22 protein-coding genes are annotated in these 21527 nt (G+C 64.0%); 5 read left to right on the top strand and 17 right to left on the bottom strand.

The window, feature by feature from the left end; all coding sequences use genetic code 11:
* Positions 1 to 266 precede the first annotated feature (266 nt).
* Positions 267 to 1799 (top strand): NCS1 family nucleobase:cation symporter-1, encoded by a 1533-nt coding sequence (locus tag GIB19_RS20195; protein WP_085272517.1) that lies wholly within the window; start codon positions 267 to 269, stop codon positions 1797 to 1799.
* 15 nt (positions 1800 to 1814) lie between these two features.
* Positions 1815 to 2543, top strand: coding sequence for an aspartate/glutamate racemase family protein (locus GIB19_RS20190; protein ID WP_027592983.1), 729 nt, complete (start codon positions 1815 to 1817; stop codon positions 2541 to 2543).
* A 115-nt stretch (positions 2544 to 2658) separates the two neighbouring features.
* On the opposite strand, the gene GIB19_RS20185 is transcribed toward GIB19_RS20190, so the two are convergent.
* The 17 genes from GIB19_RS20185 to ccmA form a co-directional block, all read right to left on the bottom strand.
* Entirely contained in the window at positions 2659 to 3852 is a 1194-nt protein-coding gene (locus GIB19_RS20185; protein WP_274887794.1) for a D-amino acid dehydrogenase, read from the bottom strand.
* Positions 3853 to 3897: 45 nt separating this feature from the next.
* On the bottom strand, positions 3898 to 4560 hold the full coding sequence (locus GIB19_RS20180) for a hypothetical protein (protein ID WP_027592985.1): 663 nt from the start codon (positions 4558 to 4560) through the stop codon (positions 3898 to 3900).
* Positions 4561 to 4796: 236 nt separating this feature from the next.
* Complete coding sequence (locus tag GIB19_RS20175) at positions 4797 to 5303, bottom strand: hypothetical protein (protein ID WP_099428663.1); 507 nt, start codon at positions 5301 to 5303, stop codon at positions 4797 to 4799.
* A gap of 309 nt (positions 5304 to 5612) precedes the next feature.
* Positions 5613 to 5951, bottom strand: a complete 339-nt coding sequence (locus GIB19_RS20170; protein WP_027592986.1) for an FKBP-type peptidyl-prolyl cis-trans isomerase — start codon at positions 5949 to 5951, stop codon at positions 5613 to 5615.
* 41 nt (positions 5952 to 5992) lie between these two features.
* Positions 5993 to 6934 carry a DMT family transporter gene (locus tag GIB19_RS20165; protein WP_099428662.1) on the bottom strand — a complete coding sequence of 314 codons (942 nt, stop codon included), beginning with the start codon at positions 6932 to 6934 and terminating at the stop codon, positions 5993 to 5995.
* Between the two features lie 391 nt (positions 6935 to 7325).
* Positions 7326 to 8114 carry a PhzF family phenazine biosynthesis protein gene (locus tag GIB19_RS20160; protein ID WP_274887793.1) on the bottom strand — a complete coding sequence of 263 codons (789 nt, stop codon included), beginning with the start codon at positions 8112 to 8114 and terminating at the stop codon, positions 7326 to 7328.
* 51 nt (positions 8115 to 8165) lie between these two features.
* The gene (locus tag GIB19_RS20155) at positions 8166 to 9104 is read right to left on the bottom strand and encodes a 2-hydroxyacid dehydrogenase (RefSeq protein WP_274887792.1); all 939 of its coding nucleotides are present in this window, start codon (positions 9102 to 9104) and stop codon (positions 8166 to 8168) included.
* Positions 9105 to 9200: 96 nt separating this feature from the next.
* Positions 9201 to 9620 (bottom strand): hypothetical protein, encoded by a 420-nt coding sequence (locus GIB19_RS20150; protein WP_027592990.1) that lies wholly within the window; start codon positions 9618 to 9620, stop codon positions 9201 to 9203.
* 12 nt (positions 9621 to 9632) lie between these two features.
* The gene (gene ccmI / locus GIB19_RS20145) at positions 9633 to 10823 is read right to left on the bottom strand and encodes a c-type cytochrome biogenesis protein CcmI (RefSeq protein ID WP_085272511.1); all 1191 of its coding nucleotides are present in this window, start codon (positions 10821 to 10823) and stop codon (positions 9633 to 9635) included.
* Complete coding sequence (locus GIB19_RS20140; protein WP_027592992.1) at positions 10816 to 11304, bottom strand: cytochrome c-type biogenesis protein; 489 nt, start codon at positions 11302 to 11304, stop codon at positions 10816 to 10818. Before GIB19_RS20140 ends, ccmI begins: the two co-directional genes overlap by 8 nt.
* A complete protein-coding gene (locus tag GIB19_RS20135) occupies positions 11301 to 11837 on the bottom strand; it encodes a DsbE family thiol:disulfide interchange protein (protein ID WP_027592993.1) in 537 nt (178 codons plus the stop codon). The genes GIB19_RS20140 and GIB19_RS20135 overlap by 4 nt, the downstream gene beginning before the upstream one ends.
* Complete coding sequence (locus tag GIB19_RS20130; protein ID WP_274887824.1) at positions 11834 to 13807, bottom strand: heme lyase CcmF/NrfE family subunit; 1974 nt, start codon at positions 13805 to 13807, stop codon at positions 11834 to 11836. Before GIB19_RS20130 ends, GIB19_RS20135 begins: the two co-directional genes overlap by 4 nt.
* A gap of 11 nt (positions 13808 to 13818) precedes the next feature.
* Positions 13819 to 14274 (bottom strand): cytochrome c maturation protein CcmE, encoded by a 456-nt coding sequence (gene ccmE / locus GIB19_RS20125; protein ID WP_099428657.1) that lies wholly within the window; start codon positions 14272 to 14274, stop codon positions 13819 to 13821.
* Positions 14271 to 14447 carry a heme exporter protein CcmD gene (gene ccmD / locus GIB19_RS20120; RefSeq protein WP_099428656.1) on the bottom strand — a complete coding sequence of 59 codons (177 nt, stop codon included), beginning with the start codon at positions 14445 to 14447 and terminating at the stop codon, positions 14271 to 14273. The genes ccmE and ccmD overlap by 4 nt, the downstream gene beginning before the upstream one ends.
* A complete protein-coding gene (locus tag GIB19_RS20115) occupies positions 14444 to 15211 on the bottom strand; it encodes a heme ABC transporter permease (RefSeq protein ID WP_027592997.1) in 768 nt (255 codons plus the stop codon). Before GIB19_RS20115 ends, ccmD begins: the two co-directional genes overlap by 4 nt.
* Before the next feature lie 46 nt (positions 15212 to 15257).
* Positions 15258 to 15935: a heme exporter protein CcmB gene (gene ccmB, locus GIB19_RS20110; RefSeq protein ID WP_371097214.1), complete on the bottom strand. Its 678-nt coding sequence runs from the start codon at positions 15933 to 15935 to the stop codon at positions 15258 to 15260.
* Positions 15923 to 16555 (bottom strand): cytochrome c biogenesis heme-transporting ATPase CcmA, encoded by a 633-nt coding sequence (ccmA, locus tag GIB19_RS20105; protein ID WP_027592999.1) that lies wholly within the window; start codon positions 16553 to 16555, stop codon positions 15923 to 15925. Before ccmA ends, ccmB begins: the two co-directional genes overlap by 13 nt.
* Before the next feature lie 165 nt (positions 16556 to 16720).
* On the opposite strand from ccmA, the gene fliK reads away from it, so the two are divergent.
* From fliK to GIB19_RS20090, 3 genes are all read left to right on the top strand, one after another.
* Complete coding sequence (gene fliK / locus GIB19_RS20100; RefSeq protein ID WP_099428653.1) at positions 16721 to 18277, top strand: flagellar hook-length control protein FliK; 1557 nt, start codon at positions 16721 to 16723, stop codon at positions 18275 to 18277.
* Positions 18274 to 18612: an EscU/YscU/HrcU family type III secretion system export apparatus switch protein gene (locus tag GIB19_RS20095; protein WP_099428652.1), complete on the top strand. Its 339-nt coding sequence runs from the start codon at positions 18274 to 18276 to the stop codon at positions 18610 to 18612. Before fliK ends, GIB19_RS20095 begins: the two co-directional genes overlap by 4 nt.
* An 82-nt stretch (positions 18613 to 18694) precedes the next feature.
* Complete coding sequence (locus tag GIB19_RS20090) at positions 18695 to 21433, top strand: dermonecrotic toxin domain-containing protein (protein WP_274887788.1); 2739 nt, start codon at positions 18695 to 18697, stop codon at positions 21431 to 21433.
* Positions 21434 to 21527 lie beyond the last annotated feature (94 nt).

The following is a 21527-nucleotide window of genomic DNA, read 5'->3' as shown; positions in this document are numbered from 1 at the left end:
ATTTCATTTAGTTAGCGTTAAACAAGACGAATTCAAAATAATGGCAACTTGAACGTCGCTTTTCGGCTGGCATGGAACTCGCTTTTGTGTGTTCGTGTTTTGTATACAAGTTAGGCAAAACATAAATACACAAGAACCCGCGACGCCGCCCTACCCGTCGGCCGCCGCGCCCAGAACCCAGTGATGCCAACGCTGCACCGACGAGATGGCGAGCCCGTGCGCATTGCCCGCTCATCGCAGTCCACGTGCATCAGGAGCCTGCCGGAATGCGTACAAGCCTCGACCTTGCCCCTGAACTTTCCGTCGCCAGCAGCAACCCCATCTCCACACTTGCCGGCCCTGCGCCAGCACTTGAACTGAGCCCGCGCCTGCACAACCGCGACCTCGCCCCGACACGCGCCGAAGGTCGGCGCTGGGGCGGTTACAGCATCTTTGCGTTATGGACCAACGATGTGCACAACATCGCCAACTACTCGTTCGCCATGGGGCTGTTCGCCCTCGGGCTGGGCGGCTGGCAGATACTGGTGTCGCTGGCCATTGGTGCGGCGCTGGTCTACTTCTTCATGAACCTGTCCGGTTACATGGGGCAAAAGACCGGCGTACCGTTTCCGGTCATCAGCCGCATTGCCTTCGGTATCCATGGTGCGCAAATACCGGCGTTGATCCGCGCGGTCATTGCCATTGCCTGGTTCGGCATCCAAACCTACCTGGCCTCGGTGGTGCTGCGCGTGCTGCTGACCGCTGTGTGGCCGCAACTGGCCGTCCACGACCAGGACAGCATCCTTGGCCTGTCGAGCCTGGGCTGGGTTTGCTTCGTGGCGATCTGGCTGGTGCAGTTGGTGATCCTCGCCTACGGCATGGAGATGGTGCGCCGCTACGAGGCCTTCGCCGGCCCGGTGATCCTGCTCACCGTCGCCAGCCTGGCGGTGTTCATGTACTTCAAGGCCGACGCGCGAATCGCCTGGTCGGTGGCGGCGCCGCTGACCGGTTACGAGATGTGGCGCAACATCTTCGCGGGCGGTGCCCTGTGGTTGGCGATCTACGGCACCTTGGTGCTCAACTTTTGCGACTTCGCCCGCTCTTCGCCCTGCCGCAAGACCATCCGCGTCGGTAACTTCTGGGGCTTGCCGGTGAATATCCTGGTGTTCGCGATGATCACCGTGGTGCTGTGCGGCGCGCAGTTCCAGATCAACGGCCAGATCATCGACAGCCCGACGCAGATCGTCGCCAGCATCCCCAACACCCCCTTCCTGGTCCTGGGTTGCCTGGCCTTCCTGATCGTCACGGTGGCCGTGAATATCATGGCCAACTTCGTCGCCCCAGCCTTCGTGCTCAGCAACCTGGCGCCACGCCACCTGAACTTCCGTCGCGCGGGGCTGATCAGCGCCACCCTCGCCGTGCTGATCCTGCCCTGGAACCTGTACAACAGCCCGCTGGTGATCGTGTACTTCCTGTCGGGCCTGGGCGCCCTGCTCGGCCCGCTGTACGGGGTGATCATGGCCGACTACTGGTTGCTGCGCAAAGGCTGCATCAACGTGCCGCAACTGTACAGCGAAGACCCGGCCGGCGCCTATCACTACACCAAGGGCATCAACCTGCGCGCCGTGGCCGCCTTCGTGCCGGCCGCACTGCTGGCCATCGTGCTCGCCCTGGTACCCAACTTCCATAGCGTGGCGCCGTTCTCCTGGCTGATCGGTGCCGGCATCGCCGCGGCCCTTTACCTGCTGATCGCGCCACGCAACCGCCACTACCTGGATGTCAGCGGTGAGTGCATCGCCGTTGACCACAGCAGCCACTGATCAGGGAGAACTGCCATGCGTATTCTGATTGCCAACGTCAACACCACCGAAGCCATCACCGAGGCCATCGCCGAGCAGGCGCGCGCCGTTGCAGCACCAGGTACCGAAATCATCGGCCTCACCCCGTGGTTTGGCGCCGAGTCGGTGGAAGGCAACTTTGAAAGCTACCTGGCGGCCATCGCGGTGATGGACCGGGTGCTTGCCTACGATGGGCCCTACGATGCAGTGATTCAGGCCGGCTACGGCGAGCACGGCCGCGAAGGCCTGCAAGAGCTGCTAAACGTGCCCGTGGTGGACATTACCGATGCCGCCGCCAGCACGGCCATGTACCTGGGCCACGCCTACTCGGTGGTGACCACCCTGGACCGCACCGTGCCCTTGATCGAAGACCGCTTGCGGCTTTCCGGCCTGTACGACCGCTGCGCGTCGGTGCGCGCCAGTGGCCTGGCCGTGCTCGAGCTGGAAGCCGACCCGCAGCGTGCCGTGGAAGCCATCGTCGAGCAGGCCGAGCGCGCAGTGCGCGACGACAAGGCCGAGGTGATTTGCCTGGGTTGTGGTGGTATGGCGGGGCTGGATGAGCAGATCCGTCAACGCACCGGCGTGCCGGTGGTGGACGGTGTAAGTGCGGCGGTGACCATTGCCGAGTCGCTGGTGCGGATGGGGTTGAGTACGTCCAAAGTGCGGACCTATGCCACGCCGAGGGTGAAGAAAGTGGTGGGCTGGCCGATGCGCTTCGGGCGTTAACGCTACTTCGTTCTTACCGACCTCTTCGCGGCTAAAGCCGCACAGGCTCAGCGCTGCTTTCGGGCACTGCGCGGTCCCTGTGGGAGCGGGTTCACCCGCGAAGAGGCCGGCACATTCAGCGCAATATCCTGGCCAACCGCTCCCCACTGCCACAGGCCAACGTAAAACCCAGTACCCCATGCCCCACGTTCAGCCACAGGTTCCGATACGCCGTCGCCCCAATGATCGGCACCCCGGTAGGCGTCGCTGGCCGCATCCCCGCCCATTCCACCGCCTGCCCGTAGTCGGCGGCGTTGGGCAGCGTATCCAGCGCCAGCCGGCGCATGCTGTCGAGTCGGCGCGCATCCACCGCTTCATCGTAACCGACGATATCCACCATCGCCGCAACCCGCAGTTGGCGGTCCAGCCGCGCATAGACGATCTTGCGCTCGTAGTCGGTAACACTGACCTCCGGCGCCCGATGCTCAGCGGCAATCGGCGCAGTCAGGCTGTAGCCCTTCAGCGGATAGACCGGCAACTTCAAACCCGGTAGCGCCAACCCCGCACTGCGATGACCTGCGCACAGCACCAGGCGCTGCACATCCACCTGCTCGCTGCCCAATTGCAACGCAACCACCCGATCGTGATGTGTGACCAGCTGAGTCACAGGCTTACCGAGCAAAAACTGGCACTGCCCGGATGCACGCAAGCGCTCGGCCAGGCGTACACAGAAGCGGTAACAGTCGGCGACTTCCTCATCAGGTGTGAGCACGGCCCCCACGAACGGCGCCTCGGCCAAGGCCGGCTCCAGGGCCTTGAGCTCGGTGGCATCGAGCACGCGTTGGCTGATTGGATCGAGCAGGCGCCTGCGCCCTTGGGCGAACGCCCGCTCACTACGAAAAGCGACCAGCTTGCCGTTACGTCGCCAGGCAAAATCCGTCAACCCATCCTCCTCGCGCCAGCGCGCCAGGGCGGCTTGGCTTTCCAGCGCCAACGCCAACAGTTGTGCGCCATTGCGAGCATTGACACGGCTGCGACAGGCGATCATGAACGCCAGTAACCAACGCCACTGCGCCGGGTCGAATCGCAACCGCAAACGCAGCGGCGAATCCCCCTGCAGCATCCAGCCCAGTGCCTGCCACGGCACACCGGCATCGGCCAATGGCGCCACATAGCGGTACGACAACTGCCCGCCATTGGAGAAACTGGTGGCAGACGCCAGGCTGTCCCGCGCCTCGATCAGGGCTACCGACAACCCTTCGCGCACCAGCGCATAGGCCGTCGCCAGGCCAATGACACCCCCTCCAATGACCGTCACCTCGTGCTTCATGCATGGCCCCTGTTTCGGCTTCCTTGCCCAAACAGTAGCAGCGCATCAGCTCGGACAGCTATGGGCACCGTCATTGAGGCCCTGCCGCACATTGCGGCTGAGCAGGCTGGCCTTGCCGTCGTGCCAGGTCAGCGTGAGCACATACAGGGTGTCGAAATCGTCACCGTTCCAGTCCTCGGTGATCACCCGCTCTTCACCCAGGGCCTTGCCGGCCACGGTATTGATGAGTTCTGGCAGGTAACCATGGGACCAGGCGGTGTAGACCGTCGCGTTGCGGTATTTGTCGCTCAGCAACTCTTCGGCCAGCGCGTCGGTGTCGTTGGCACCGTAGTCGATGTTCACCGGCAGGCCCAGGCGGATAGCGCTGGGGGTGATGGTCATCAGCGGGCGGATATAGCTGTAGCTCTCGTCCTTGCTGCCCTCCTCGACATGCCGCGACGGGTTGGCGGCGAACACATAGTCGGCATTGCCAAAACGTTCTGGCAGCAACGTAGCCAGGTCCAATGCCCGGTTGAGGCCTTGGCAGTTCAGTTGCCCGAGCCCCTCGCCCGGTTTCTCGGCGTGGCGCAGGAAGACCAGGGTCTGGGTGCCATCGACCGGCTGCGCACGGCTTTCGACAGCATCCAACGCCAGCGGTATGGCCACAGCCGTGAGCGCCAGGCTCAACAGCAAGTGGCGACGACGGCGGAGAAAGGTTGGCAACTTCATCAAGGCAGGCTCTTGTGGCAGAGAAAATCGGGTTGACCCGCCACGTTGCCCTGCGTCGCAGCCGCAGGGCGTCCTTGTAGTGAGTGCCATCCCTGGCAACGAGTGAGGGTCAGAGTGCCGTCAACCCGTTTGGTTCCTCCCTGAGCGTGATTGCCGTTCCCTAGGCAAGGCCAACGTTAGAGGATGTGTGTTGCTGAATTATGTCCTGATCAGGCCAATACGCGCGCAAGCAGCGGCTAAGGTAGGTTGCCTGCGTTGATCGCAGAGGTTGGAACGATAATGGTTACACCAAACACCTGCTCGATTACCTGCCTAGGGCCTTGATTCAGGCTCCAGGTAAAGAAAACAAGAAAGCCGAGCAAAAATACGAAGAGGACCGACCCCACGAGACTCTGCGCCACCCCCAGCCAAAACCCTGGTTTGGTATTTCTGATTTCGCTGCTGGCTTTGTCGGAATAATACTGCTCGAGCTCTACAGCCTGCGCGGCTATCGAAGCATCAAGAAACCCCTGAGCAAGCTGGCTGGCCTGGTTGCGATAGCTTTCAAGCTGGGTGGGGCTATTGCTGACATCGTGGAAAGGCGCCAGGTCTTCGTCTTTGGGTTCCCTGTCATGCTTGACCTTGAAGGCCTGGATGAATTCGATCTTCTGCCTCTTGTACAACGAATAGGCAATGATACCCAGCGTATCTTGCTCATTCTCTACAAGGACCGAGTAGATGTGGTTGTAACAGCCATCGGCCATCTGGCTGTTACTCCTTGCGCAACCGTGAATACGCCGCGTTGAATGCTGCTTTCAATTCCGAGCGAGATTTTTGGGTACAGGTGAGGACGCCTGCCAATTCGCGCGGTAGCGAAATCTCCATTCGGGCGCCGGACGCCACCAACAAGGCATTTGCCTCTCGCACCACTCGCGAGGAAAAATGCGATTTCATAGCCATGCCCTCTTCACTCAAGTCATGTTGAAGAGTAACCATCCTTGAATGACTGCTCAATCAGACGGGGGCCGACAAGGCGTGTAATCCTTTTCCTATCTGGCGTAGGACTGGATTATTCAATCATCCCGCGTCAGCACTTCCAGCAGCTCAATCTCAAACGTCAAATCCGAATTCGGCGGTATCGCTCCCACACTGCGCTCGCCATACCCCAGGTGCGCCGGCACCTGCAGTTTGCGTTTGCCGCCGACGCGCATGCCCATCAGGCCCTGGTCCCACCCTTTGATCACGCGCCCCGTGCCGATCACGCACTGGAAGGGCTTGCCGCGCGACCAGGATGAATCGAACGTGCTGCCGTCGGCCAGCCAGCCGGTGTACTGGGTGGTGATCAGGGCGCCTTTGACGGCGGCTTTACCGTCGCCTTCGACGAGGTCGATGATCTGCAGTTCGCTGCTCATGGGCATGCTCCAACGCTGAAAAAATCAAAGCCGCCCTTTTCTCAGGTATGCACCGGTTTGGCAAGTTCTCGCGGCGTTCCATGCTGGCGCATGGACCACAGCACGCCGCCAATCACCAGAATGATCGCTGCCGCCTCTAGTACGCTCGGCCCGGTCTGCCGCCAAAGGAAAGCATAAAGCAGGGCGAACAAGGTCTCGAAGACGATCAGTTGGCCGCTCAGGGTGAGTGGCAGACGCTTGGAGGCGGCGTTCCACAGCGCCATGGCCAACCACGAACCCAGCACCGCGCAGCCCAGGCTGGCCGCCCAGAACAACCACCAGCGCCCCATCGGCGCGTCCACCTGCAACTGTTGCGGCTGCCACAGGGCCAGGGCTGCAACCATCACCAGGCTGGCCAGCCCGGTCATCACCCCACACAGCACCGACCACTGATGGCTGTCGAAATGCCCGCATTGTTTGAGGTAACGGCTGTTCTGTACCGCGTACCAGGTCCAGCAGGCCAGGGCGGCCAATGCGTAGAACAGGCCCAGGAGCTTGTCGCCGATGTCGCCGGGAGCGAAGGCGAACGTCTGCAGATTGATGCACAGCATGCCCGCCAGGATCAGCGCCAATGGGCCAATCAGCCGCGCCAGCGGTACCGCGCCACTGTCGTTGCGACCGTACAGGGTGATGGTCAGGGGCAGTACGCCGACAATCAGCGAAGCCGGCGCCACGCCCAGACGCTGGATGGCGGCCACCAGGAAAACGAAATAGACCAGGTTGCCGATGACGGCCAGGCGCAGCAGCATCCACGCGTCGTGCAGGGTCAGCTGACGCAGCTGGCGGGCCATGGGGATTGCCAGCAGCAGCGAGATGACCCCGACCATGACATAGCGCACGCTGCTCAGCAGCATCGGGTTGAACTCAGGCAGCAGCTCAGGGACCATCAACACCATGCCCCACAACGCACCGGCCATGCCGGCGTACATCACACCGCGTCTCACGTCTGCGATCCTCGTTTGAATTGGGCGCAGGCTACTGGTTGTGCGGGGGGGAGGCAATGATTTGGGGGATGGGGGTTGGGTTTGCGGGTGCATGCCTTGGGGTTTGCAGCGCCTGGGAGATCGAGCGCCGCCCGCGCGGCGCTTCGCGGGGCAAGCCCGCTCCCACATTTGTTTCGGGCCAGTGAGACCTGTGATATTTGCGCGCGACCGCCTTGCTTGTTCGACTCGATATTGAGGCGGGCGCCAAGGGCCGCGCGCCCATGTCACAGGAATAATTGGCCCGAAACAAATGTGGGAGCGGGCTTGCCCCGCGAAGCGCCGCGCGGGCGGCGCTCGATCTCACAGGCGCTGCAAACCCCAAGGCATGCACCTCAGGCACCAAAAACATCCCTCAGATAAACACCTGCCCCCGCAGATACAACGCCGCCCGCCCGCTAATGATCACCCGCCCATTGCCCGGCACCTCGCACAGCAACTGCCCCTTGCGCCCCCCACCCTGCTCGCAGCTCAGCACATTCTTGCCCAGCCGCTCGGCCCACAACGGCGCCAGCGAGGTGTGCGCCGAGCCCGTTACCGGGTCCTCGTTCACGCCCACCCGCGGGCCGAACCACCGGGTGACAAAATCAAACCCACGCCCCGCCGCAGTCACGGCGATCCCGCGCACATCAAAGGCCGACAGGGCCACAAAATCGGGTTTCAACGGGTCCAGCAACGACGCGTCATCGATCACCACCACCAAGTCATCGCTGCGGTACACCGCACGCGCACTGCTCAGGCCCAGCGCCTCCAACAGGCCCGCTGGGGCCTGCACCGCTTCCGGCTGCTTGGCCGGGAAGTCCATCGCCAGCAGCCCGTCGGCGCCACGGCTGACGCGCAACTCGCCGCTGCGGGTATTGAACCGCAACACGGGCGCCTGCTCGCCCAACTGCTCGAACAACACATAAGCCGAGGCCAAGGTGGCATGGCCGCACAGGTCGACCTCGACCGTCGGGGTGAACCAACGCAGGTCGTATGCCTCACCGTTACGCACGAAATAGGCGGTTTCGGACAGGTTGTTCTCTTCGGCGATGCGTTGCAGCACATCGTCCGGCAGCCAACTGTCCAGCGGGATGACTGCCGCCGGGTTGCCACCGAAAGGCTCAGCGGAAAACGCATCGACCTGGAAGATCTCGAGTTGCATGCACACACTCCTTGTTGGCCGGGACGCTGCCGGGCTCATGGGTGAAAAGAGTCAGTTTCGTACCGGGGTCAGCACCGGCTCACCGGCAAAGAACGCCTGCAGATTGCGCACTACCAACGTCACCGTGTCGCGCGCGGCCTCCGGCGACTGGCCCGCCACATGGGGCGTCAGCACCGTATTGCCGAGCGCCTTGAGGGCATCGGGCACTGCCGGCTCGTCGTCGAACACGTCCAGGGCGGCACCGGCAAGCTGGCGGCCCGCCAGCGCTGCCACCAGGGCCTGGGTGTCCACCACGCTGGCACGGGCGATGTTGACCAGGTAGCCCTCGGCGCCGAGGGCTTTGAGCACCGGTGCATCGACCAAGTGATGGGTAGCGGCGCCGCCTGGCGTGGCCACGACCAGAATGTCGACGGCATCGGCCAGGTGCAGCGGGCTGTCGTACCAGGTGTACGGCACATCCGGGCGCGGCGTGCGGCTGTGGTAGCTAATGCTCATGTCGAAGCCGAGGCTGGCACGCTTGGCGATCGCCAGCCCCACCGCGCCCAAGCCGAGAATGCCCAGGCGCTTGCCGCTCACCGACGGGCTGATCACACGGTTCCACTCGCCACGGCGGGTACTGGCATCGGCACGGGGAATGTCGCGCAGCAGCGCCAGTACCATTGCCAGGGTATGGTCGGCGACCGCGGCGGCATTGGCCCCGGCACCGTTGGTCACCGTGATACCGCGCGCGGCGGCGGCGGCCAGGTCGACCTGCTCATAGCCGGCACCGATCACGCAGATGATCTGCAAGTGGGGCAGCGCCTCGATTTCCGCGGCAGTCAGGCCCAATGGGCCCCGGGTGAGCACGGCATCGATTTCGCGGGCGTGGCGCTGGATGGCTTCGGTACGCAGTTGCGGCGACGGTGCGCGGATCAGCCGATAACCCGCCTGTTCCAGCAGGGGCAGGTAATCGTCGACGGTTTCCACCAACACCAGGACTGTCTTGCTCATGCCACCTCCGCGTCTGATCGAAGGGGCATTATGCGTAATCAGCGGGCGGTACAGTCAATCGATAAATGAGCAGAAAACTGTACTGTACCGGGCAACTTACTGGGCGAACGCCCGCCCAAGGCCACCGGGTACACCGCTGCTGTCGGTGTCCTGCCATGGGCCATCGGGGCTCAGTGACCAGCTCCAGCCCCCGTCGTAGCGGTAGTAGGTGCGCTGGCGGTAGAAGGTGTTGGGTTTTTTCTCCAGCACGTACACGCCCAGCTTAGGGTCCCAATGGCTGGAACCGCCCGGTGGCGGTGCAAAGCTGGCGGACGTGCGGGGCATCGGCTTGGGCGTCGCTGCGGGTTTGCTCGGCTGGGTCGAAGGCTGCCCGCCCGGCAACGGCTTGACCACCGGCCCCTGGTGCGGCGGTAGCCGCTCGATCGGTGGCGCGGGCTGCTCGTAAGGTTCATGCACCGTACACGCGGACAAACCCAGGGCCAGGGTGATCAGGGTCAGGCGGACGGTGCTGTGCATGGCAATGCTCTCTTACGGGTCTGGGCTGTCGATGGTCAGGTGTTGCGTGGCCTGGGTGGCAGTGGCCAGTGGCGAACCCTGGCCGATCCACTCGCCATGAGTGGGCTGGCCGGCACGCGACACACGGGCAACGAGTTGGACTTCAGTAAAGTCCGACAGTTTCATCTGCGGCATCATCGCGTCGGCATCGGACAACTCCACCTCGATCGGCAACTGCGCCACGGTCACCCGCTTCGCTGCCACGGGCATGGGCGGGCCATTACTGGCACGGGCGAAAATGAACACCGTGTCGTCGGGCTTGACCTTGTCTTTGAGCGCTGCGGCCAGCTCCACACGCACCTTCAGCCGGGCAGCCACGGGTGTGACGGTTTGGCCAGGCTCACCGCCCAGGCGCTCGGCAGCCCGGTCGATACCGCCTTGCAAGGCGGCGCGCGAGGCATCGCCTTCAGGCAGTTGTGCCAGCAGGCGCTTCCAGTAGTCGATGGCTTCCTGGTAACGCTCACCCTCGAACGCAGCAATGCCGCGCAGGCCCAGGCTGGTCACTTCGTTCGGGTCAGCCTTGAGGGCTTCATCGGTCAACGCCTGCAGTTGCGGGTTCCACTGTTTGTCGGCGGCAAAGTACTGCGCTTGGGCCCATTGCCCGAGCAACTCGGGCTGACGGCCCGCCAGGGCCACGGCACGTTCGAAGGTACGCGCCGCATCGCCCGGGCGCTGTTCGGCCATGTAGGCACGCCCAAGGAAATACAGGGCTTCGGCGGAATCCGGCTGGGCCTTCACCACACGCTCAAGGCGGGTAGTCATCTCTTCCATGGTCTTGGGCGCTTGGGCAAATTCCTGGGTCAGCTCGACTTTGTCAGCCGCGCCAAAGTGCAGGTACAGACCCAACGCCATCAGCGGCACCAGCACCGCCGCCAACAGCGGCAGCGCTTTGCCCAGATGACCTTGGCGCGCGGCCTCGCCACCTTCGGTGTCAGCCAGCAGTTCACGGGCCGCTTCGTCACGGCCCTTGGCCAATTGCACGTCATCGAGTACGCCAGCGGCTTGCTGCGCAGCCAGTTCGGCCACGCGCTCCTGGTACAGGGCGACGTTCAGGGCGGTGCGGTCTTCCTCTTGCTGACGGCGACGGCCACGCAGGATCGGGATCAGCAGAAAGCTGAGGGCAGCGAGCAGCAGCAGGCCCGCGCTAAGCCAGAATTCAATCATGGGTCTGTTCTTTTTCCAGCAGTTTGGCGAGACGCTCGCGTTCGTCGACGGACAACTCATGCGCACCTTGGGCCGCTGCACCGCGGCGGCGGCGAACGATCACCAGCAGCACCACGAAGCCACCGGCCAGCAGGATCCCTGGCCCGAACCACAGCAACCAGGTGCGCCCGCTGAGCGCGGGCTTGTAGCGCACGAAGTCGCCATAGCGGTCGACCATGAAGTCGACAATCTGCTCGTTGTTCTTGCCTTCGCCCAGCATGCGGAAGATTTCGCGGCGCAGGTCGGCGGCAATCGGTGCGTTGGAATCGGCGATGTCCTGGTTCTGGCACTTCGGGCAGCGCAGCTCCTTGGTCAGTTGCTGATACCGCTCACGCTCGGCGTCATCGCGGAACTGGTAGGTATCGATGGCCGCCCTGGCCACGCCCGCCACGCCCAGGCCCAGGGCCAACCCCAGTACGGCTGCTGCCAGCCCGCGCTTCATGGCTTGGCCTCATCGACCAGGCCCTGGTACAGCGGCGCCAGCTGTTCGCGCCAGACGCTGGCATCGACAATGCCCACGTGCTTGTAGCGGATGATGCCCTTGGCGTCGATCAGGAAGGTTTCCGGCGCGCCATATACGCCCAGGTCCAGGCCCAGCGTGCCCTGCTCGTCGCGGATATCCAGTTGGTATGGGTTATGGAACTCGGCCAGCCACTTCAGCGCCGCGCCATTGTCGTCCTTGTAGTTGACCCCGTGGATCACCACGCCCTGCTCGGCCAGCTGGTTCAGGTACGGGTGCTCGACCTTGCACGACGGGCACCAGGTCCCCCACACGTTGACCAGCGCCGGGCGGCCCAACAGGTCGGCCTGGGTCAAATTGCGATCACCTTGCACCGAGGCCAGGGAGAACGCCGGGAAGGGCTTGCCGATCATCGCCGAAGGCAGTTCGTCGGGCTTGAGGAACAAGCCTTTGTAGAGGAAAACCGCCACCAGCAGAAACACCGCCAGTGGCACCACCATGATCCAACGCTTCATGCAGCTGCTCCAGACACGCCCAGGACATCACGCACCCGGGTCTTGACCTTGACGCGGTAACGCCGGTCGAGGGCCGCCAGCAACCCGCCCAGGCCGGTCAGCAGACCGCCCAGCCAGATCCAGCGGACATAAGGCTTGATATGCACACGCACCGCCCAAGCGCCGTTTTCCAACGGCTCGCCCAGGGCCACGTACAGGTCGCGGGTGAAGCCGGCGTCGATGCCGGCTTCGGTCATCATCGACTGCTGCACGGTGTACAGCCGCTTCTCGGGGTGCAGCGTGGTCACTTCGCGACCGTCGCGAGACACCACCACGGTGCCCTTGTCGGAAATGAAGTTCGGCCCCTCGAAGTGCTTGGCCCCCTGGAACAGGAAGTGATAGCCGCCAAGCTCGACGCTTTCGCCCGGCGCCATGCGCAGGTCGCGCTCGGCACTGTTGTTGCTCGACAACACCACGCCCAGCGCGCACACCGCCAGGCCCAGGTGCGCCAGCTGCATGCCCCAGTAGCTGCGGGTAAGGCCGCGCATGCCTTTGGCCAGGCCCTTGTGGCGGGCCTTGTCGAGCACATCACGCAACCCGCTGAGCACGACCCAGGCCGCCAGGGCAAAGGCCGTCAGTGTGGGCCAGTCGAAGTCGTCGACGATGAAGCCCGCGACCGGGGCGAGCACTGCGCTGCCGATCAGTACCGGGGTCATCATGCTTGCCAGCCATTTGCCGGGCGTGTCCTTCCAGCGCACCACCACGCCCACCCCAAGCACCACCATCAGCAGTGCCATCAGCGGCAGGAACAACGCATCGAAGTAAGGCGGGCCGACCGACAGCTTGGCCCCGGTGAGGGCATCGAGCACCAAGGGGTACAGGGTGCCCAAAAGGATCATCGAAGCCGCCACCACCAGCACCAGGTTATTGGCCAACAGCAGCGTCTCGCGCGACCAGAGGGCAAAGCCGACCTGGCTCTTGACCACCGGCGCACGCAGGGCGAACAGGGTGAGCGAGCCACCCACCACGAACAGCAGGAAGATCAGGATGAACACGCCGCGTGACGGGTCAGCGGCAAAGGCATGCACCGAGGTCAGCACCCCGGAACGGACCAGGAAGGTGCCCAACAGGCTCAACGAGAAGGCTGCGATCGCCAGCAGCACGGTCCAGCTCTTGAACACGCCACGCTTCTCGGTCACCGCCAGCGAGTGGATCAAGGCTGTGCCCACCAGCCACGGCATGAACGAGGCGTTTTCCACCGGGTCCCAGAACCACCAGCCGCCCCAACCCAGCTCGTAGTAAGCCCACCACGAGCCCAGGGTGATGCCCACGCCAAGGAAGGCCCAGGCGACGATGGTCCACGGCCGCGACCAGCGTGCCCAGGCGGCATCAAGCCGCCCGCCAAGCAAGGCGGCGATGGCGAAGGCAAAGGCCACCGAGAAGCCCACGTAGCCCATGTACAGCATCGGCGGGTGGACGATCAGGCCGATGTCCTGCAGCAACGGGTTGAGGTCACGGCCATCGGTCGGCACTTGCGGCAGCAGGCGCTGGAACGGGTTGGAGGTGATGATCAAAAAGCTCAGGAAGCCCACGCTGATCATGCCCATTACCGCCAGCACACGGGCCAGCATGACTTGCGGCAGCTGGCGCGAGAACACCGACACGGCGAAGGTCCAGCCGCCCAGGATCAACGCCCACAGCAGCAACGAACCCTCGTGCGCGCCCCACACGGCACTGAATTTGAAGTACCAGGGCAAAGCGCTGTTGGAGTTGCTGGCGACGTAGGCGACCGAGAAGTTGTCGGTCATGAAGGCATGGGTGAGGCAGGCAAAAGCAAAGGTCAGGAAGGCGAATTGCCCCCAGGCCGCCGGGCGTGCCAGGCTCATCCACAGGCTGTCGCCGCGCCAGGCGCCGAGCAGCGGCACACTGGCCTGCACGGCGGCAAAGCAGATGGCCAGGATCATCGCCAACTGGCCGAGTTCGGGTATCACCAGTGCCGCGTTCATGGTTTGGCCTCCGCGCCGGCGGCGGCTTGGCCGCTTTCTTTCAGGGCCTTGGTGACCTCGGGCGGCATGTATTTTTCGTCGTGCTTGGCCAGCACTTCATCGGCCACCACCACACCCTCGGCATTGAGCTTGCCCAGGGCAACGATGCCCTGCCCTTCGCGGAACAGGTCGGGGAGGATGCCGCGGTAGGTGATCGGCACCGACTTGTTGAAGTCGGTGACAACGAAACGCACGTCGAGCGAGTCGGCCGAACGCTGCACCGAGCCTTTTTCGACCATGCCACCGGCACGGATACGGGTATCCTGCGGCGCCTCGCCGTTGGCGATCTGAGTGGGGGTGTAGAACAGGTTGATGTTCTGCTGCAAGGCGCTCAGGGCAAAGCCGACGGCAATCCCGACACCGACCAACAGGCCGACGATGAGCAACAGGCGTTTCTTGCGCTGCGGATTCACTGGTTGTTCTCCCGGCGCAAACGGCGCGCCTCTTCTTGCAGGTAGCGACGGCGGGCCAGCAGCGGCGCGGCGACATTCAGCGCCAGCACCGCCAGGCAGATGCCATAGGCCGTCCACACGTACAGGCCATGGTGGCCCATGGCGAGAAAATCGCCGAACGAGGCAAAACTCATCGTGCGGCCCTCCGCCCCAGGCTGTTCAATACTTCCTCCTTGACCCAACTGGCGCGTGCCTCGCGCTTGAGCACTTCAAGGCGCATGCGCATCAACAGCACCACGCCGAAGAAGCAGTAGAAACCCAGCGCCGTGCACAGCAGCGGCAACCACATTTCGGCAGGCATCGCGGGTTTTTCGGTCAGGGTGAACGTGGCGCCCTGGTGCAGGGTGTTCCACCACTCCACTGAGTACTTGATGATCGGGATGTTGATCACACCGACAATCGCCAGCACCGCACAGGCCTTGGCCGCGCTGTCACGATTACTGATTGCCTGGCCCAACGCAATGATGCCGAAGTACAGGAACAGCAGAATCAACATCGACGTAAGGCGGGCATCCCACACCCACCAGCTGCCCCAGGTCGGCTTGCCCCAGATGGCACCGGTGACCAGCGCCACGGCGGTCATCCAGGCGCCGATCGGCGCTGCGCACTGCAGGGCGACGTCGGCCAGTTTCATCTTCCACACCAGCCCCACCACCCCGGCCACCGCCAGCAGCACGTAGCAGGACTGCGCCAGCATCGCCGCCGGCACATGGATGTAGATGATGCGGAAACTGTTGCCCTGCTGGTAGTCCTGGGGCGCGAACGCCAGGCCCCAGGTGATGCCCACCAGCAGCAGCGCAAGGGAGGCAATGGCCAGCCACGGCAACATACGGCCGCTGATGGCATAGAACCATTTGGGGGAACCGAGCTTGTGGAACCACGTCCAACTCATTTTCATCAGGGTACATCCAGGGTATTAGCCAGGCTTGAGAGCCCAGGACTCGTTATTCGCCGACGCTGATCTTCAGGCCGGCCGCTATCGCAAAGGGTGCCAGTGTCACCGCCAGGGCCGTGAGGCTGGCAAGCCAGAGCAGATGGCCGGTGGCTGGCATATTTTGCAACGCCGCCTGCAACGCACCACTGCCCAGGATCAATACAGGGATATACAACGGCAGAATCAGCAATGCCAGCAGCAGACCACCGCGTTTAAGACCGACTGTCAGCGCCGCCCCCACCGCGCCCAACAGGCTCAGCACGGGCGTCCCCAGCAGCAACGAGGCGAGCAGCACCGGCAGGCAATGGCTAGGCAGCCCTAGCATCAGAGCCAGCAGTGGCGCCAACAATACCAGCGCCAGGCCGGAAAAGATCCAGTGCGCCAGCACCTTGGCCAATACCAGGAGCGCCAGCGGATGCGGCGACAGCACCCACTGCTCCAGCGAGCCATCCTCGAAATCGCTGCGGAACAGGCCGTCCAGCGACAGCAGCACGGCCAGCAAGGCCGCCACCCACACCAGGCCCGGCGACAAGGTTTGCAACAATTGGCTCTCAGGGCCGACCGCCAGCGGGAACAGGGCCACGACGATGGCGAAGAACACCAGCGGGTTGGCCAGCTCGGCCGGGCGACGGAACAACAGGCGCGCTTCGCGGCGCAACAACAGGATGAATACGCTCATGCCGCCCATTGCCCCAAGTTCAGTTCACGGTAGCCCGACGGTTTGCGTTCGAGGCTGTGGTGGGTGGTCAGCACCACCGTGCCGCCCTGCTCGCAATGCGCCGCCAGGTGCGCTTCGAGCTGCGCCACGCCTTGTTTGTCGAGGGCGGTGAACGGCTCGTCGAGAATCCACAAGGGGGGGCTTTCGAGGTACAAGCGGGCCAGGGCCACACGGCGCTGCTGGCCGGCGGACAAGGTATGGCAAGGCACGTCTTCGAAACCGCGCAGGCCGACCGCCGCCAGCGCCGCCCAGATTGCCTCGGCGCTGGCCGGTTGGTGCAAAGCACAGAGCCAGGTGAGGTTCTCCTCGGCGGTGAGCAGGTCCTTGATCCCCGCAGCATGGCCAATCCACAGCAGGATGCTGGCCAGGGCATGGCGCTGTTCGGCCAACGGCTGGCCACCGAGCAGAATCTGCCCGGCAGTCGGCTGCATCAACCCGGCCAGCAGGCGCAACAAGCTAGTCTTGCCGCTGCCGTTGGGGCCACTGATCTGCAGCATGTCGCCGGGCCGCAGCTCGAAATCCAGGTGCTCGAACAGCAGGCGCCAGTCGCGCTCGCAGGCCAGGCCCGCGGCTTGGAGGTGAAGGGTCACGGTTTCGCCTTATCTGTGTAGGGTTCAAGACCAGTCGCCGATCTTCAACCCAGTGTCTCAAGTCGCCCCCCTCCCTGCCGTTACAGTGGCAGTGGCGGACGGGCGGCATTATTACATGCACGGCCTCGCTGCCAAGAGGGCGGGTTCGACAGGTTGTATACAATCATGACTGAAATCAATAGTCTCGGCGCACAAACCGCGATCAGCGCCCAGGCCATCAAGGCGGGCATGACCGGCGAACTGCTGCGCCTCACGCAAGCACAACCCGGCTTGCTGGCCCCGGGCGAAACGGCGCAGGCCGAGGTGTTGTCGATGCGCCAGCTGGGCCGGGAATTCCAGCTCGTGCTGCGGCTGATGCAGGCCAACGGCGCCCAGACCCAACTGCAAGCCAGCGCCAGCCAGCCCCTGCCCCCGGGCAGCCAGGTCACGGTCAGTCAAACCGAAGGCAATCGCCTGGCCATCTTGTTGCAACAGGCCAGCACCAGCAACATCGCCACCCTCACCCGCCTGGACACGGCCAAGGTACCGGTCGGCACCCTGCTGCAAGGCAAGGTCCTGACCAACCAGCCCATCCTTCAAGCGCAGGGCCAGGCCGCCGGTTACCGTTCGCTGGTCAGCCTGCTCAACAGTGCCCAGGCCGGCGCCACCCTGACCATCGACAGCCCACGCCCGCTGCCGGTGGGCAGCCTGCTCAGCGCGCGGGTGCAAGGCGACCAGTCGCTGCAATTCGTGCCACTCAGTGGCCGGCAAGACCAGCTCAGCATTGCCCAGCAACTGCTCACCCAGCAAAACCGTCAGGCCTCGTTACCGGGCCTGCTCAGCGCATTGCAACGGCTCGCCCGCGACCCCGGCGCCGACGGCGATTTGCGCGCGACCGCCGACCGCGTGCTCGCCGGCCTGCCGGACGCGCGCCAGCTCGGCGATGCCAAGGCCGTCGCCCAGGCCCTGAGCAACAGCGGCGCCTTCCTCGAGGCAAAGCTGCTGGGCGGCCTGCCAGCAAGCGTCGCGACCGACCTCAAGGCGCACCTGCTCAGGTTGGTGACCCAGGCCTCGGTCACCACGCCCGGCGCACCAGCCCTAGCCCCCAGTACCTTGGCCCTGACAATGCCGGCCTTGGCCCGCGGGGCGCTGGGCATGCTGGACCGAGTCAGCCCGAAACCCCAGCCTGGGGCGTTTCCGCTGCCCTCACGGCTGCTCAAGGCCATGGAAGACGAAGGTGACCTGCAACAACTGCTGCGCCTGGCCGCGGCGGCTGTCTCGCGCCTGCAAAGCCACGCCATGAGCAGCCTGCAGCAAACTGGCACGCTTGAAAACGGCAACCTGCAAACCACCTGGCAGACCGAAGTCCCCATACGCCATGGCCAGGAGTTCATCCCGCTGCAGGTCAAGCTGCAACGCGAGGAAACGCCGCAGCAGCAAGCCGACCGCCAGCAGGAATCGCAAGACCCGCTGCAGGCGCTGTGGCGCATCGAGCTGGCCTTTGACCTCGCGCCGCTTGGCCCGCTGCAAGTCCAGGCCCAGTTGAGCCAGGGCCGCTTGAATGGCCAACTGTGGGCAGAACGTGAACCCACCGCACGGCTGATCGACAGCCAGCTCGGCACCCTGCGCGAGCGCCTGCTGGCCCGCGGCCTGGACGTCGGCGACCTGGAATGCCACCCCGGCATCCCCCCTCAAGGCCCCCGCACGCGGGTCGAACAACGCTGGGTGGACGAAAACGCATGACCCTCAAAACACCCCGCCAGGCCATTGCCCTGAGCTACGACGGCCAACAGGCACCCACCCTCAGCGCCAAGGGCGACGATGCCTTGGCCGAAGCCATCCTCGCCCTGGCCCGCCAACACGAGGTGCCGATCTACGAGAACGCCGAGCTGGTGCGCCTGCTGGCACGGCTGGAGCTAGGCGATCAGATACCCGAGGCGCTGTACCTGACCATCGCCGAGATCATTGCCTTTGCCTGGCAACTGCGCGGCAAGGTGCCGCCAGGCTTTGACGATTCCACCAAACCCGAGCGTGACGTCACCGAGTTGTTGCCGCGCCTGCCCGGCAAGTCGGGCTGAACCGCCCGGCAAGCATTATCTACCGTCGCACCCTGGCCCTGTCGGTCGATCCTGTGGTTTTTCCCGAGCCACGGAGACCGACATGCCGACCACCCACATTAACGCGGCTGGCGTGCAGTACGTACGCAATCACCTCGCCACCCTGCCCCGACCCGACCGCGACGCCAAGCAGGCCATCCAGGACTGGCTGGCGACACAAGGCGTGCACCTGGACCCCGACCAGGTCGAGGTGGTGACGCTGCACATACACCCGGCCGGAGCCACCCAGTACCAGGCACAGGTAGTGCAGCGTGTGAGCCTGACGCAAGCCGTGCTGATGAACTGGCAAGGTGAATCCAACAACGACTTTTTCGGCGGCCTGTTCAAAGCCCCCTGGGCCGGCAGGCTGCCCGAAGACGGCCCAATCACCTGTGTCGAGCACCTCCCAGCACAACCGCACGTCGACAACGGGGCCTGGTATGAGGTGTTCAACGGCCTGTTCAAGCGTACCGAACCTGCCCGCTACGACCACTCGACGCTGCTGAACGTGCGCGCCGAAGCCCTGCAGCGTCACATCGAGGCACTGGACTTCCACACCCGCTACAAGGCGTCACTCGACGCCTACTGGCACGACCAACTGCCCAGCTACCGCCTGTGCTGCAAACTCAACTTCCTAGCTGCCTGCAACAAGCAGATCGGCGACGGCAGCCTCAGCGACGCCGCGCGCCAACTGGCCTGGCGCGCGGCCGATGTCATCCCACGCGGCAAGGGCCTGCGCCTGAGCACCCTGAGCATTTACGGCTACGCATCCACGGACCTGCTGTACATCAACGACAGCCATAGCGACCTGACTTTGCTCTATGTACCCGGCAACAGCTCGCCCCTGCTGGAATTCGCCAGCGAAGCCCTGTTGAAGGATTGGGTCGGCCAACAGTGCAAGGACGCCACCCGGCGCCAGGCGCTCAAGCAACACTTTCGCTTGGCCGATGGCCCCCAGGGTATCGACTTCAGCGGCCTGGACACCGCCCTTGAAGGCTTGGGCGAATACCCACGCAGCCATCGCCTGCCACCGGAACATGGCTTTTTCAACGACGACGGCACCTGGCCCCCGCGCACCTATGTCAACTACCGCCCCGGCAAGTACAACCCGCGGATCACCGGCGACCTGTTCCAGGCCATGGCCTTGCGTCAGCGGCAGCGCTGCTACGACGATGCCGATTTCATCATCACCAGCAACAGCGAGATCAGCAAACGCAAATGGCGCAGCTACCTCAACAGCACCCTCAACCTGCTGGCGCCGCTGACCTTCGTGGTGCCTGGCCTGGCGCCCTTGCTGGCGCTGGGCGGTATCGTGCAACTGGGCCTGGGCCTGGACCAAGCCATCAATGGCAAGACCCTGCACGACAAGCTCGACGGCATCGGCAACATCACCTACGGCCTGCTCAATGCAACGCCGCTGGCACTGGAAGCGGTGGCCAAAGGCAAGGGCCTGCTGCGTTTCGAGCAGGACGGCTTCGTCGCCCCGCGCCGGGTGAACGAGCAGTGGGGTTACCCGCTGAGCCCTTCCGACCCACCGCATTTGCCCCCGGTGGATGTCGCGCCCTACTTCCACCGCCCTGCTCCCATTGCGCCACTACCGGACGGCGATGCCGCAGTGGCCAAGGCCGTGCGGCGCTACCCGCGGTACAACGGCGACACTGATCGGATGATCGGCTATTACGAAGAGACGCCTGATTATCCGCAAGAGCTTGATCTGGTCTACGACATGCAGACCGACCTGTTCATCACCGAGGAAGGCACCAATCAGGTAGAGCCGACGTACTTCGAAGCGCAGCCGCTCACCGGCAACATGCGCCCGGCCAACCCCGAAGGCCGGGCCGTCACCGACCCGATGCGCATGGCATCACTGCGCGGCCTGGGTATCGACCTGCAACTGCCCGTGCAGCTACCCAGCCCGTTTCCCGCCGGCGCGCGCCCCATCCCCCAACGGATTACATCGCTGTGGGTAGGCGACAAGACGCTTGGCCCCGAGCTGCTTGAAACGTTGGCTGGCAATGCCCGGTGCCTGCAAGAAGGGCCATACCAGTACCGGCTGTACCTGTCCAAGGCAAACCCGCAGGCGTATGCGCACAACGTCGGCGAACTGGCCAGCAAGGTGCTGGGGCTGCAGGTACTGCCATTGGAGGAACAAGCGTTTTTCAAAGCCTTCGAGCGAAGTCAGTATTTCAGCCATTACCAGGCAGCGATCGAGGGCAATAATGGCGTGGCCACCAACTTCTCTTCCGCGTCGGACGTGTTGCGCTACCCGATGCTGCACGCCGAAGGTGGGCTGTACATGGACGTCGATGACCAACTACTGGGCCAAAGCGCACAGGCGGCGATCAATGATGTAGAGCTCGCGACCACCGATGACGGGTTGCTCCTGCATCCGCCTATGTCCAACCAGAAACTGGGCATGAACACCCTGTATAACACCAGCATGATTGGCAGCCATGCCGGCAACCCGACCTTGCTGGCGATATCGGAAGAGATGCAGGCGCGTTTTCTTGCCGACCCGGACTTCTACCGGGCGCGGCCGACCTTGGCCAGCGACCCGCGAGGGTTCTATGCGTACGCCAAACGCCTCAGCCACATCACCGGCCCGGCGATGCTCAGCGCCGTGACCGACCGCTTGCTGCCCGACCTGTACCTGATTCGTCAGCTGTACAACCTGTACACGATGCCGCGTATCAACAGCTTTCTGTACATCGATATGGAAGCTTTGCGGCTCGTCTGGCGTGACCGCTTGCCGCTCAATCGCCTGGCCAAGGTGGGTGGCATGCATTCCTGGGCTACCACCTGAGGTGTGAGCAATTGGGGCTGCTGCGCAGCCCTTCGCAGCACAAGGCTGCTCCTACAAAATGGCGCTGTACCTGTAGGAGCAGCCTTGCGCTGCG

The organism is Pseudomonas sp. ITEM 17296, from assembly GCF_028895205.1.
Lineage (GTDB): Bacteria > Pseudomonadota > Gammaproteobacteria > Pseudomonadales > Pseudomonadaceae > Aquipseudomonas > Aquipseudomonas kermanshahensis.
The sequence above is the reverse complement of the archived record's forward strand: the minus strand, read 5'-3'. Positions and strand labels throughout refer to the sequence as shown.